This is a genomic window from Streptomyces sp. NPDC048521, from assembly GCF_043199855.1.
Taxonomy (GTDB): Bacteria; Actinomycetota; Actinomycetes; order Streptomycetales; family Streptomycetaceae; genus Streptomyces.
The window spans coordinates 186,359-198,920 of sequence record NZ_JBICWR010000001.1 but is presented as its reverse complement, the minus strand read 5'-3'; the positions used below and the strand labels follow the sequence as shown (position 1 = coordinate 198,920).

13 protein-coding genes are annotated in these 12,562 nt (G+C 73.2%); 8 read left to right on the top strand and 5 right to left on the bottom strand.

What is annotated here, in order from left to right; genetic code table 11:
* Positions 1-25 precede the first annotated feature (25 nt).
* From ACGFRF_RS00920 to ACGFRF_RS00905, 4 genes are all read left to right on the top strand, one after another.
* The gene (locus ACGFRF_RS00920) at positions 26-766 is read left to right on the top strand and encodes a L,D-transpeptidase family protein (RefSeq protein ID WP_393735842.1); all 741 of its coding nucleotides are present in this window, start codon (positions 26-28) and stop codon (positions 764-766) included.
* A gap of 20 nt (positions 767-786) precedes the next feature.
* Positions 787-1,491, top strand: coding sequence for a response regulator (locus ACGFRF_RS00915; RefSeq protein WP_393735840.1), 705 nt, complete (start codon positions 787-789; stop codon positions 1,489-1,491).
* Positions 1,488-3,317, top strand: coding sequence for a sensor histidine kinase (locus ACGFRF_RS00910; RefSeq protein WP_393735838.1), 1,830 nt, complete (start codon positions 1,488-1,490; stop codon positions 3,315-3,317). The genes ACGFRF_RS00915 and ACGFRF_RS00910 overlap by 4 nt, the downstream gene beginning before the upstream one ends.
* 80 nt (positions 3,318-3,397) lie before the next feature.
* Positions 3,398-3,847: a DUF6098 family protein gene (locus ACGFRF_RS00905; protein ID WP_393735836.1), complete on the top strand. Its 450-nt coding sequence runs from the start codon at positions 3,398-3,400 to the stop codon at positions 3,845-3,847.
* Positions 3,848-3,866: 19 nt separating this feature from the next.
* On the opposite strand, the gene ACGFRF_RS00900 is transcribed toward ACGFRF_RS00905, so the two are convergent.
* Positions 3,867-4,118, bottom strand: a complete 252-nt coding sequence (locus ACGFRF_RS00900; RefSeq protein ID WP_393735834.1) for a WhiB family transcriptional regulator — start codon at positions 4,116-4,118, stop codon at positions 3,867-3,869.
* A gap of 590 nt (positions 4,119-4,708) precedes the next feature.
* On the bottom strand, positions 4,709-5,596 hold the full coding sequence (locus ACGFRF_RS00895; RefSeq protein ID WP_393735832.1) for a LysR family transcriptional regulator ArgP: 888 nt from the start codon (positions 5,594-5,596) through the stop codon (positions 4,709-4,711).
* Positions 5,597-5,662: 66 nt separating this feature from the next.
* On the opposite strand from ACGFRF_RS00895, the gene ACGFRF_RS00890 reads away from it, so the two are divergent.
* Positions 5,663-6,277 (top strand): LysE/ArgO family amino acid transporter, encoded by a 615-nt coding sequence (locus tag ACGFRF_RS00890; protein ID WP_393735830.1) that lies wholly within the window; start codon positions 5,663-5,665, stop codon positions 6,275-6,277.
* Between the two features lie 117 nt (positions 6,278-6,394).
* Positions 6,395-7,696 carry an MFS transporter gene (locus ACGFRF_RS00885; protein ID WP_393735828.1) on the top strand — a complete coding sequence of 434 codons (1,302 nt, stop codon included), beginning with the start codon at positions 6,395-6,397 and terminating at the stop codon, positions 7,694-7,696.
* 4 nt (positions 7,697-7,700) lie between these two features.
* On the opposite strand, the gene ACGFRF_RS00880 is transcribed toward ACGFRF_RS00885, so the two are convergent.
* A complete protein-coding gene (locus ACGFRF_RS00880; RefSeq protein WP_393735826.1) occupies positions 7,701-8,159 on the bottom strand; it encodes a cyclic nucleotide-binding domain-containing protein in 459 nt (152 codons plus the stop codon).
* Between the two features lie 268 nt (positions 8,160-8,427).
* Positions 8,428-8,670 (bottom strand): hypothetical protein, encoded by a 243-nt coding sequence (locus ACGFRF_RS00875; RefSeq protein WP_393735824.1) that lies wholly within the window; start codon positions 8,668-8,670, stop codon positions 8,428-8,430.
* Positions 8,671-8,795: 125 nt separating this feature from the next.
* Here ACGFRF_RS00875 and ACGFRF_RS00870 point away from each other — a divergent pair, with 125 nt between their 5' ends.
* Together ACGFRF_RS00870 and ACGFRF_RS00865 are read left to right on the top strand one after the other, a co-directional pair.
* Positions 8,796-9,230: an ATP-binding protein gene (locus tag ACGFRF_RS00870; protein ID WP_393735822.1), complete on the top strand. Its 435-nt coding sequence runs from the start codon at positions 8,796-8,798 to the stop codon at positions 9,228-9,230.
* A gap of 232 nt (positions 9,231-9,462) precedes the next feature.
* Positions 9,463-10,317, top strand: coding sequence for an RNA polymerase sigma factor SigF (locus ACGFRF_RS00865; protein WP_393735820.1), 855 nt, complete (start codon positions 9,463-9,465; stop codon positions 10,315-10,317).
* An 18-nt stretch (positions 10,318-10,335) separates the two neighbouring features.
* Here the strand turns inward: ACGFRF_RS00865 and ACGFRF_RS00860 are convergent, their stop codons facing one another.
* Entirely contained in the window at positions 10,336-12,558 is a 2,223-nt protein-coding gene (locus ACGFRF_RS00860; protein WP_393735818.1) for an FUSC family protein, read from the bottom strand.
* Positions 12,559-12,562 lie beyond the last annotated feature (4 nt).

The following is a 12,562-nucleotide window of genomic DNA, read 5'->3' as shown; positions in this document are numbered from 1 at the left end:
AACAACTGTCGGCCAAGGTCGACCCATGATCCAACGCAGAACCGCGGTCGCGCTCCTCGCCTCCCCGCTGCTGCTCACCGGCTGCGGCGGCGGAGCCGAGGCGACCGAGCGACAGACACCGGCCCGCCGCCCGGAGCCCGCCGCCACTCCCACCCCCGAGATCCAGGCGGAGCAGGCGCCGCAGGGCATACCCGGCCTGGGCCCGAAGCGGTCGGCGGCGATACCGGACCGCTGCGAGCAGGCCGTCGTCGTCACCGGGCGGGGAAGGAACTCCCCGCTCTGCACGGTCGTCCTGCACGAGCGCACCGCCACCGGCTGGCAGCCGGGCCCCGCCTGGCCCGCCCACAACGCGCTGCACGGCTGGAGCGCCCACCACATGTCCGGTGACTTGCGCTCCCCGGTCGGCGTGTACACCCTCTCCGACGCCGGAGGGCTGCTCCCGGACCCCGGCAGCAAGCTCCCGTACCGCCGCTCCGGCGGCTTCCACTCGCCCGGCACCGGCTTCGCGGGCGAACCGCTCGAGGGGGCCTTCGACTACGTCGTCGCCATCGACTACAACCGCAAGCCCGGCACCTCGCCCCTCGACTGGACCCGGCCGCTCGGCCTGAGCCGGGGCGGCGGAATCTGGCTGCACGTCGACCACGGCGGACCCACGCACGGCTGCGTCAGCGTCGCCAAAGCCCATATGAAGGACCTCCTGCGCACCCTCGATCCGGACCGGCACCCGGTCGTCGTCATGGGGTACGCCGACTGGCTCGCCGGCTGACCGGCCTAGGATCCGACCTCGTGTGCGCACATGTACTGGTCGCCGAGGACGACGAGAAGCAGGCCGAACTGATCCGCCGCTCCCTGCTGGCCGAGGGACACACCGCCACGGTGGTGCACGACGGCGCGGCCGCGCTCGACGTGGCCCGCCGGCTGCGGCCCGACCTCGTCGTCCTCGACCTGATGCTCCCGGTCGTTGACGGCTTCGGGGTGTGCCGGGTGCTGCGCCGCGGCGATGACCCGGACATCCCCGTGGTGATGCTCACCGCACGCTCCGCCGAGGACGACGTGCTGCTCGGCCTCGAACTGGGCGCCGACGACTACATGACCAAGCCCTACAGCCCGCGCGAGCTGATGGCCCGTATCCGCACGGTCCTCAGGCGCAGCGGACGGGGTGTCGGCGCCCGGGACGACGACCCCGTCGTGACGGCCGCCGGGATCAGCGTCGATCCGGTACGGCACGAGGTGCGCCGCGACGGCGTGCCGGTGGAGTGCACACCGGCCGAGTTCCAGATCCTGCTGGCCATGGCCGGGGAGCCGGACCGGGTGTTCACCCGGCGGCAGCTGCTGCAGTGCACCCGCGGCTTCGACCGGGCCTCCACCGAGCGGGCCGTCGACGTGCACATCATGAACCTGCGCCGCAAGATCGAGACCGACCCGCGCCGTCCGGTACGGCTGCTGACCGTGTTCGGCGTCGGCTACAAGCTGAGCGGCGCGCGGCCGTGAAGCGCCGGATACCGCTGCGCAAACGGCTCCTCGTCCGTCTGCTGTCCGTCTCCGCGCTGATCGCCGTCTGCTCGGTGGCGGCCACCGCCTGGCTCGCGGTGACCACCACCACCAGCGCGCTGAAGGAGGAGCAGGGCCAGGACCTGGCCGCCGACAACAGCATCCTCGCCCAGCTCAGCGGGTACGCCGCCACCCATCCCGACTGGGCGGGCGTCCAGCGGACCGTCCGTGACCTGGCCGCCCGGACCGGGCGGCGCATCGCGCTCACCACCGTCGACCGAGGCCCGATCGCCGACTCCGCGCCGCGCGGCACCCCGCTGCCGCCCCGGCCGGCCGCCTCCGTCGACCCGCTGCGCACCGACACCTACACCGAGAGCGGGGCGCAGCTCAGCGGTATCGACCCCCGGGCGGTGGGCCCGTACCGGGTCACGGCCCAGGAGCGCGTCAAGCTGGACGCGCTGGCCGCCAAGCGCAAGCAGTGCTACGAGCGGTTCGGCATCGAGACCACGGTCGTCCGCATCCCGAGCGGACGCCCCGTGCTCAGCGGGCCGGAGGGCGCGGACACCTCCTACGCCGCGGAACAGTGTGCGGACGGGCAGCTGAACACCCCCACTCCGACGGAGCAGAAGGCCCTGGACGACCTTTCCCAGATGACCCGCCCCTGCCTGGAGCACGCGGGCGTGGACCTCGGCAGACCGATGTTCCTCACCATCGACCCCACCGGGAAGGATCCCTTCGGTGGCGGCTACCTGGTCGCGAAGTACGCCAAGCTGGGCAAGGACGCGACCGCGCGGACGGCCCGGTGTGTCCTCGGCGCCCGCCGCACCCAGCTCGAGCCGTACGTCGCCCCTGCGGCCGAGCTGTTCCTCGGCATCGGCGACCAGAACCCCTCCCGCTTCAACATGTCCCCGGCCAACAAGGCCAAGGTGGTCGGCACGGCCGGTCTGGTCCTCGCCGTCACCGTCGCCGTGACCGCCGTCGTCGCCATCCGGCTGGTCCGGCCGCTGCGCGCGCTGACCGAGGCCGCCGGGGCCCCGCCCGAACTGCACGTCCGGGTGCCGGTCACCACCCGGGACGAGACCGGCATCCTCGCGGAGGCCTTCAACGACCTGACCGAGCGCCGCGAGCGCCTGGAGGCCCAGCGCAAGGCGATGGTCAGCGACATCGCGCACGAGCTGCGCAGCCCGCTGACCAACATCCGCGGCTGGCTGGAGGTCGTACGGGACGGCGTCGTCGACCCCGACCCGGCGCTGCTGGACTCCCTGCACGAGGAGGCGCTCGTCCTCCAGCGCATCATCGACGACCTGCAGGATCTCGCGGCCGTGGACGCCGGCACGCTGCGCCTGCACCGCGAGCCGCTGCGGGCCGGCGACCTGCTCGAGCAGGTCGCCGCGGCCCATCGCGTCGCCGCCGACGCCGCCGGGGTCGCCCTCGGCATCACGGCCGACCCCGCCGCCTGGCTGGACGCGGATCCGGTGCGGATGCGGCAGGTCCTCGGGAACCTGGTCTCCAACGCGCTGCGGCACACCCCTGCCGAGGGCACCGTCACGCTCGCGGCCCGCCGTGACCGTGACGACGTGGTGCTCACCGTCACCGACACCGGTTCCGGTATCGCGCCCGAGGACCTGCCCCACGTGTTCGACCGGTTCTGGCGCGCGGAGAAGTCCCGCAGCCGCCGCACCGGCGGCAGCGGCCTCGGCCTGCCGATCGTGCGCCACCTGGTCGCGGCCCACGGCGGTACGGCCGAGGCCGCGAGCGAGCCCGGCGAGGGCGCGGTCTTCACCCTGCGGCTGCCGGCCGGTCGGCAACCGCGCGAGGAGCCCTGAGACCGTCGGCCACCTGGTCCGATTCCCGGCGCGCGCCGGGGGTACTCCGGTCGCGCAACATCGTCGAGGGAGGTCATGCCATGAGCACAGCGGAGGACCTGCCGGTCGTGTCCACGCTCGCCGAGATGGCCCGTCTGGTGGAACGGCACCAGGGCCTGTACGTGCGCTGGTCCAAGGGACCGGGCACCGACCTCGACCGCGTGTCCAGCATCGACGAACTCACCGGCGTGCCCATGCCGGGCCTGTCGGCCAACCCGCTCGACGTCGAGGACTGGTGGGAGGACCGGTCCCGTGAGCTGTGGGTGGCGCGCCGTCTGTACGACTACGCGCATCTGCCGCACGACAAGGGCCCCGGCGTGCGCCCCTGGGTCCTCACGGGCCGGGAGACGGGCCGGGGCCCCGACAACGAGCCGCTGGTGGCCGACGTCGAGCCGTTGTGCTGGATCGCCGACGGCGTGATCGACGCGGCGAGGACGGAGGTGGCCCGGCAGGAGCGGGAGTGGGGGACCCTGCGGCGCGGTGGCCGCTGAGCCCCCTTCCGCCGCCGGGTCAGCCGGAACGCGGCCGGGAGCGCGCGCGGCGCCGCAGCGCGCGGCGTTCCAGCTCGGTCGTCCCGCCCCAGATGCCGATGCTCTGGCCGGTGTCCAGCGCCCAGTCGAGGCACTGCTCCCGGACGGGGCAGTGCCCGCACACCGCCTTCGCCTGCTGGGCCTGTACCTGAGCGGGTCCTGTGGTGCCGATGGGGAAGAACAGATCGGGGTCCTCGTGACGGCACGCGGCATGGTCGCGCCAGTTGTCCATCGAAGTCTCCTGGAGTGGGATCGAAGTCGTCCGTGTCCTGTCGAATGCGTGCTCCGGGTTCGGGTGACCGGTCAGGACGGTGTGAAACGACACGATCCGCACGGGATCGGACGACGGCCCCGATCCGGACCTCGTGCCATGGGCGGCTACGCGGGGAGCCCTACACGGTCAACGGGCCGCGAAACGGGACGCGATGGCTCCAAGAGGGCGGCCGCCCGTGCCGACCGGGCACCGGACACGGGGAGTTGGGGGCACGCCGAACAGATCGTGCGCCGACCGCCCCGCCACCGCGGCACCACGGCATCGCCCCGACGCTCCCAAGGAGCCCGTGTGGAGGGTCCGCTGCGTTGTGCGGGGCCTGATGTCCCGTGTGGAGGGTCCGCTGTGTTGTGCGGGGGCCTGATGTCCGGTGTGGAGGGTCCGCTGTGTCGTGCGGGGCCTGAAGTCCTGTGTGGAGGAGCCGATGTGGCGTGCGGGCGGCCCGATTCCCTGTGTTGAGGGTTCGCTGTGCCGTGCGGGCGGCCCGATTCCCTGTGTTGTGGGTTCGCTGTGCCGTGCGCAGGGTCCGCTGTGCCGTGCGGGGGCCGATGTCAGCGCCGCAGTGCCTGTGTCGCTGTCGCCGTCACCGCGTCGGCCAGTGCCGCGAGGGCGGGGGAGTCGAGCTTCCACTGCTGCCAGTACAGCGTGACGTCCGCCCACTTCCCGGGGGCGAGCAGGGTCAGCCGTCCCTCGTCGAGCAGCGGGCGGGCCTGGGCCTCCGGGACCATGCCCCAGCCGAGCCCCGCGGCGACCGCGTCCACGAAACCCTCCGAGGTGGGCACGTAGTGCCGCAGCGGGCCGGCGGACCCGTGGCCCAGCCGGCGGGCGAAGCCGTCCTGGAAGTCGTCCTTGCGGTCGAAGACGACGACCGGGGCCCGGGGGAGCGCCTCCGTCAGGGTCTGCCCGTCCAGGTGGGTCCGGGTGAACTCCGGTGCGGCGACGGGCAGATAGCGCATCCGGCCGAGCGGCCGGACCGTGCAGCCGGGCACCGGGTCGGCCGAGGAGGTCACCGCCGCCATCACGAGCCCCTTGCGCAGCAGGGCCGCCGTGTGGTCCTCGTCCTCCCGGTGCAGCTCGAAGCAGAGCCCCGCCACCCGGGTCAGGGCCGGCAGGAACCAGGTCGCCAGCGAGTCGGCGTTCACCGCCACCGACACCCGCGTCGGCTCCCCGGCGCCGCTCAGCCCCAGCTCGCCCCACGCGTCCCGCTCCAGCCGGGCGAGCTGCCGGGCGAACCGCACCAGCACCGCGCCGGACTCCGTGGGCCGCACCGGTTTGGTGCGCTGCAACAGCACCCGGCCGGTGCGCTGCTCGAGGGCCTTGACCCGCTGGCTGACCGCCGACGGCGTCACATGCAGGGCCGCGGCCGCCGCGTCGAAGGTGCCCTCGTCGACCACGGCGAGCAGCGTCCGCACCTGCTCCAGGGGTAGCTCGGTCATCACGAGTGCTAAGGGTACGTAAAAATCTTTAGCTGTACTTGGGTCACGTCACTGCTTAGCGTCGACCGCATGAGCCACGCCCTGACCGCCGCGGTCGCCGGATTCGGCACCGGCCTCTCCCTGATCGTCGCCATCGGAGCCCAGAACGCCTTCGTCCTGCGGCAGGGGGTGCGCCGGGACGCCGTCCTCGCCGTGGTCGGCATCTGCGCCCTGTCCGACGCGCTGCTCATCGCGCTCGGCGTGGGCGGGGTCGGGGCGGTCGTGGTGGCCTGGCCGGGCGCGCTCAGGGCGGTCGGGATCGTCGGCGGTGCCTTCCTCCTCTGCTACGGCGCCCTCGCCGCCCGCCGTGTCCTGAAGCCGGGCACCGGGCTGCGCGCGGAGGGGGAGGCCTCCGGTTCGCGCAGGCGGGCGGTGCTCACCTGCCTGGCGATGACCTGGCTCAACCCGCACGTCTACCTGGACACCGTGTTCCTGCTCGGTTCCCTCGCCGCCGACCGGGGCCCGCTGCGCTGGACCTTCGGGCTCGGCGCCGCGCTCGCCAGCCTGTGCTGGTTCGCCGCGCTCGGCTTCGGCGCCCGGCTGCTCGGCCGGTTCCTGGCCCGGCCCGGCGCCTGGCGGGTCCTGGACGGTCTGGTCGCCCTGACCATGCTGGTGCTGGGCGCCACGCTCGTCGCCGGATCCTGAGACAACCGGCATCCTGAGACCACCGGCATCCTGTGACAACCCGCTCGGTTCAGACAGGGATCGCTGGGACAGTTAGGCTCGCGAAGAGAAAAGATGTAACGAGCAACCAGGACATCCGTGGACACGAGCGAGAGCAGCAGCACCCAGACCGACACCGACGCGCCGGCGGCCGAGGCCCCGCCCCGGCGCGGCTGGCGCCGCTGGGCGATGGACACCCGGCCCCTGCGCATCCCCGCCTACCGGCGCCTGTGGTCGTCGACGATCGTCACCGCCGTCGGCAGCCAGCTCACCGCCGTCGCCGTGCCCAAGCAGATCTACGACATCACGCACTCGTCGGCCTGGGTCGGCTACGCGAGCCTCGCCGGACTCGTGCCCATGGTGGCGTTCGCGCTGTGGGGCGGGGCGGTCGCCGACACCGTGGACCGCCGCAAGCTGCTGCTGATCACCAACAGCGGTATCGCGGTGACCTCGCTGCTGTTCTGGGCGCAGGCGGTCACCGGCCTCGACTCGGTCGTCGCCCTGATGGTGCTGCTCGCCGTCCAGCAGGCGTTCTTCGGCCTCAACTCCCCGGCGCGCAACGCCTCCATCGCCCGCCTGGTCCCGGCCGGGCAACTGGCCGCCGCCAACGCGCTCGGCTCCACGGTGACGCAGACAGGTCTGGTGGCGGGCCCGCTCCTCGCCGGGGCGCTCATCCCCGTCATCGGACTGCCCGAGCTGTACCTCATCGACGCCCTGGCGCTGTGCGCGACCGTGTGGGCCGTCTTCCGGCTGCCCGCGCTGCCGCCGCTCGGCGGCGCCGCGGCCCGCCGGGCCGGGATACGCGAGATCGCAGCCGGCTTCCGCTACATATCCCGGCACAAGGTGCTGCTGCTGTCCTTCCTCGCCGACATCGTCGCCATGGTGCTCGGCATGCCCCGCGCCCTGTTCCCGCAGCTCGCCGCCCAGACGTACGGCTCCTACGGCGAAGGCCTCGCGCTCGGTGTGCTGTTCGCCGGCATCCCGGTCGGCGCGGTGCTCGGCGGCCTGTTCTCCGGCGTGTTCTCGCGGGCCCGCCGGCACGGGTGGATGGTCATCGGGGCCGTCGTCGGCTGGGGCGTGGCCATCGCCGGGTTCGGGCTGAGCGGCAACCTCTGGATCGCGACGGCCTTCCTCGCCGCGGCCGGTGTCGCGGACATGGTCTCGATGGTGTTCCGGGGGGCGATCCTGCTGTCGGCCGCGACCGACGAGATGCGCGGCCGGATGCAGGGCGTGTTTACGGTCGTCGTCGCGGGCGGCCCGCGCCTGGCCGACGTGCTGCACGGCACCGTCGGCTCGGCCTTGGGCGCGCGGGCCGCCGTGGCAGGCGGCGGCGCCCTGGTCGTCGTGGTGATGCTGACCCTGGCCTGCGCGGTCCCGGCGCTGCGCCGCTACCGGATCTGACTCCTCACAGCGGGCCGCTGCGCCGCCGGATCGAGTACTGCTCCATCAGCTTGCCGCGGGTCGCCTCCAGACGGCTGGCCAGGATCTCGGCCACCGTCCGGACCAGGGAGAGTCCGAGCAGAGGGTCCTCCACGCACAACGCGAGCACCGAGGGCCCGTCGAACTCGTAGGCCCGTACATTGCTGAAGGCCACCGCGCCGAAGTCCCATTCGTACGGCGGGAAGAGCCAGGACCAGCCGAGCAGGTCGCCCGCGCCGAGCGTGGCCACGGTCACCCGCTGCCGAGAGGTGACCTGCTGGTCCAGGTGGACCGCGCCCGAGCGGATCACCCAGAACCGGTCGGCCGTGCCGCCCGCCTCGAAGATGTGGGTGTCCTCCGGGAAGGACACCTCCTTGGCCAGCTCCATCAGGCGCTCGCGCTGCGCCTGGGGCAGGGCGGTGAGCAGTTTGATCGCTTTGGTCATGGCGCGGGACTCCTCGCCGACGGCGGTCCGGGTGCTGTGCTTAAGCCCATTTCAGCCGCTGTGGCCGCCCCGAGCACCTCGAGGAGCATGGCGTTCCGCGTCACGGCCGCCTCCGGGGCAGCAAAAAGCCCTGGCTGGACGGGGGAGACCAGCCAGGGCCGTACGCGGTGACGCGAGGAGGGAGGAAGGACGGTTCCGGTCCGCTCCGGCATCACGTATGGGTGAACGATAAACCATCTCTGGTGCTTGTGTGGAATCGGAAGCGGGCTCAGGTGACCTGTTTCACTCCTTCCGTCACCGTCGGCGGCCTGCCCGGGCTCACGATCTCGTCCAGCACGCGCAGCACCGCCTCGTACGCCCGCGCCCGGTCCGCCGCCTCCCGCGCGCCATCCGGATCCGTCGCCGTCAGGCTCTGTGCGCGCTCCCGCCAGGCCCGCTCCTCCTCGGCCGCGCGCTCCCTGCCCCGCTGGATCCGCCGCAACAACTCATCCGCGTCCACGACATCGGTCATGCCGGGCGGGTACCCGGCCCGTCCACGGTGATGACACCGGCACCGAGGGTGTTTGACGACGCGGCAAGGGGTCAGTCGAAAGGGGAGAGACCCAGTCAATCCGGGCACCGCACAGGGAGGAAGGGATGCTCGACAAGCACCGGACCAGCTCCTCCGCGCCCCTGCGGGAACCATGCCGCCGACTGCCGTGCCGGCCGGCCGACGCCCGCAGAGCGGTCCAGCGGGTGGTGGCCGAGGGGTGCCGGGCTCGTCACCTCCCGTGCGCGCCCGAGGCCATGGAGGACGCCCTGCTGGTCACCTCGGAACTCGCCACCAACGCCATCCTGCACGGTGGCGGGATCACCGGCTTCGACGTCGACGTGGACTCCTGCGGCGTCCGGGTGTCGGTGAGCGACGGCAGCGACGACCTGCCGGTGGCCATCGCACCCGTCGACGAGCGCGGTCGGTCCCGGCCGGGCGGTCGCGGCTGGCCCATCGTCTGCAGGCTGGCGCGGGACATCAGGGTGGCGGAGCTGCCCTGCGGCGGCAAGCGCATCACGGCCGTCGTACCGCTGAGCTGAAGCGGTTTCCGAAGTTCCGCTCGCCTGCGTTTGCCCTCGGGGCCGAGGGGCAGACGGAATCTCGTGCTTCGGACCGGAGGCGCGCGCCCAGCGGGAGAGTACCGCTGCCATGGCCCCCTACCGGCGGGCCGGGGCGGTGCACCCGCGGCTAACCCTGACACCACCGTTCGGGCCAGTACCCGGAACCCGTGTTCCGGCCGTGCCCTGAAACCACGTTCAGGAGCGATTCCGCATGCTGACCGACATGTCGACAAGCCGTTCCGGCACGCCCACCACTGCCGCTGCCGCGGCGCCCGCCCGGCGCAGCCATGACGACGCCCCCGACACCGCGGAGCTGTTCGCCCGGCTCGCGGAACTGGAGGACGGTCCCGAGCGGGACGCCGTACGCGACGAACTCGTCACCGCCTGGCTGCCCATGGCCCACCGGATCGCCGGCCGCTTCCGCGACCGCGGCGAGTCCGTCGAGGACCTGCGCCAGGTGGCCGCGCTCGGGCTGGTGAAGGCGATCGACCGGTTCGACCCGTCGCGCGGGGCCTTCGAGAGCTACGCCGTGCCGACCATCACCGGCGAGGTCAAGCGCCACTTCCGTGACCGCATGTGGGCCCTGCGGGTGCCGCGGCGGGTGCAGGAGCTGCGCAACCGGGTCCGGGTGGCCCGCCGGGAACTCACCCAGAACCCCGGCAGCCCCGAACCCACCGTCGCCGACATCGCCGCGCACACCGGGCTCAGCGAGGAGGAGGTGTCCGCGGGCATGGAGGCGCTCGAGAGCTTCAGCACCCTGTCGCTGGACGCCGAACTCTCCGCCGGCGGTGAGGACGGCTACAGCCTCGCCGACACCCTCGGCGCGTCGGACGCCTCGTACGACGTCGTCGTCGACCGCGAGGCCGCCAAGGAAGGGCTGCGCCGCCTGCCCGAGCGCGAGCGGGCGATCCTCTACATGCGCTTCTTCGAGGACATGACCCAGAGCCGGATCGCGGACCGGCTCGGCATCTCCCAGATGCACGTCTCCCGGCTGATCAGCCGCAGCTGCGCCCGGGTCCGCGACGAGGCGCTGGGCGGGCGGCGGGGCGGCACCGGCTCCGAATGAGGCTCAGGGCCCCGAGCGTCACTTCTTCGGCTGCGCCGTATCGCTGGGGACACCCAGCGGCCGGGCCAGACCGGAGACCGCTTCGTCCAGGCGCTGCAGATGGCGCAGCACTCGGTCGGTCACGCGCCCGTAGCGCGGGGTGCGCAGGGTTCCCGGCTCCAGCATCGAGGCGATGCTGGGGCCGGTCTCCATCCCGGCCGGGGACCGCGGATCGGTGACGTGCGCGGCGATCGCCTCGATGTTGTGCACGATCCGGCCGCACGCCCCGCGCAGCCTGGGGTCCGCCGCGATCGCCGGGTGCGTCGGCAGCAGTTCGGCCGTCGCCGCGAGCGACCGCGCGTGGTACGCACAGGTCTCCAGGAGCGCCACCACGTACCGGGCGGTGTCCCGGCGGGAGCGCAGCGGCGTGATCGGATGGGTCAGCGGCTGGGTGGCCCCGCGCAGGTCGGCCAGCGCCTGGTCCAGGTCGCGCGCCTGCTCCACCAGGTCCGCCCCGGCCCCGCCGCTCAGCTGGTCGACGGCGGCCCGGGTGACGGCGGCGAGCCGGTCCAGGACCTGCACCAGGAGCTCGTTGGTACGGCGGTCGGTGTGGATCGGCAGCACCAGCGCCGCCGCGATCACCCCGCAGGCCGCGCCCAGCGCCGTCTCCTCCACCCGAAGCACCAGCACCGCCGTGCTGTAGGTGTTCAGCAGCGTGTACAGCAGTCCGAGCGCGGCCGTGACGAAGAACGACATCAGCGTGTACGACAGCGGCGCCGTGTAGAACATGGCGAAGACGAACACCAGCACCAGCCCGAACGCCGTCCAGGTGTCGTGCCCGACCAGGCCCGCGAGTCCGATGCCGGCCACCACACCGAGCATCGTGCCGACCAGCCGCCGGTAGCCCTTCACCAGGATCTCGCCGGTGGAAGCGGTGTTGATGAACACGATCCAGCAGGTCAGCACCGCCCAGTACCAGCGCTGGCTGGACAGCAGCTCACCACCGGCGATCGCCAGGGACGAGCCGACGGCCACCTGGACGGCCGCCCGGGTGGTGGGCCGCTTCAGGCCGGCCGACTCCGCCTCCTCGGGCCCGCTCTCCTCGCTGACCTCGATCGCGGCGTCCTCCGCGTCCAGCTCCTCGCGCGAGCGGGCGGTCGCCGGGCTGTCGTCCGACTCGTCCTGCGGCCCCTCGAGGGCGAGCCGCAGCCCCAGCGCGGCCCGGGCACTCTCGCCGAGGCCGCGGAAGACGTCCTGCACCGCCGGGGAGGCCGCGGGCAGGTTCTCCTCCTCGCGGTAGCCGAGCAGCCGGTTGCGGACGTGCGCGAGCGCGGTCCCGGAGGCCTCGCCGACCGGCCGCAGCACCAGCAGCCGCAGCGCCTGCAGGTCCCGGCGCAGCGCGTCCCTCGCCGCGTCCCGCACCGGTGACTCGCCCCCCGAGGGCAGCGGGGCGCCCGGCAGATGCAGGGTGAGGGTGTCGGTCCGCTCGGCGCTGCGCGCGGTGAGGAGCAGCAGACCGAGCCGTTCCGCGGCGATCTCGGCGTTCGCGATCCGGCGCTGCAGCAGCCGGGCCACCGAGGCGTCCGAGGTGCCGTCCTCCAGCCGGCCCTGGATCATCAGCGCCGTCTCGTGCAGCCGCGCGGTGCCGGTGCGCAGGTCCGCCAGGACCTTGTCCACCTCGTCGGGCCCGGCGTCCAGCAGTCGGCCCTGGGTGTCGATCAGCTGGGCGAGCCGGGCGCGGAAGGCGCGCCGCAGCCGGTCCAGGGTGCCCGCCGGGGTCTGCGGCAGCAGCACGAAGCGAGCGGTGGCGCTGCACGCGAACGCCACGCAGATGACGCCGTACAGCGCGGGCAGCGCCGAGGCGGTGGCGCCCACGAACAGGGAGAGGAAGTAGATCTGGAAGCCGATCAGCCCCAGCGCCGTGCCGCGGTCGCCGAACCGGCGGCTGTAGACGGCACAGAAGATGAGGACGACGAAGAACACGTCCCCGACGACGACGCGCTGGTTGAGGAGCGCCCCCAGTGAGACCGAGGCCAGTGCCACCGGCAGGCCGAGGGCGAGGGTCACGGCCTGCCGGCCGCGCTGCTTCTCCCGGATGGCGAAGGTGGAGACCATCGCCGTCAGGGCGCCGGCGACCAGATGGGGCACCGGGACCCGTGCCATGCCGAGGACGGCGAGGGTGAGGGCGATGGCGGCGACCGTACGCAGCCCCGCGGTGAGCCGGAGCAGCCCGGGGTCGGACGCCGCGAGCCGGTCCCACATCCGT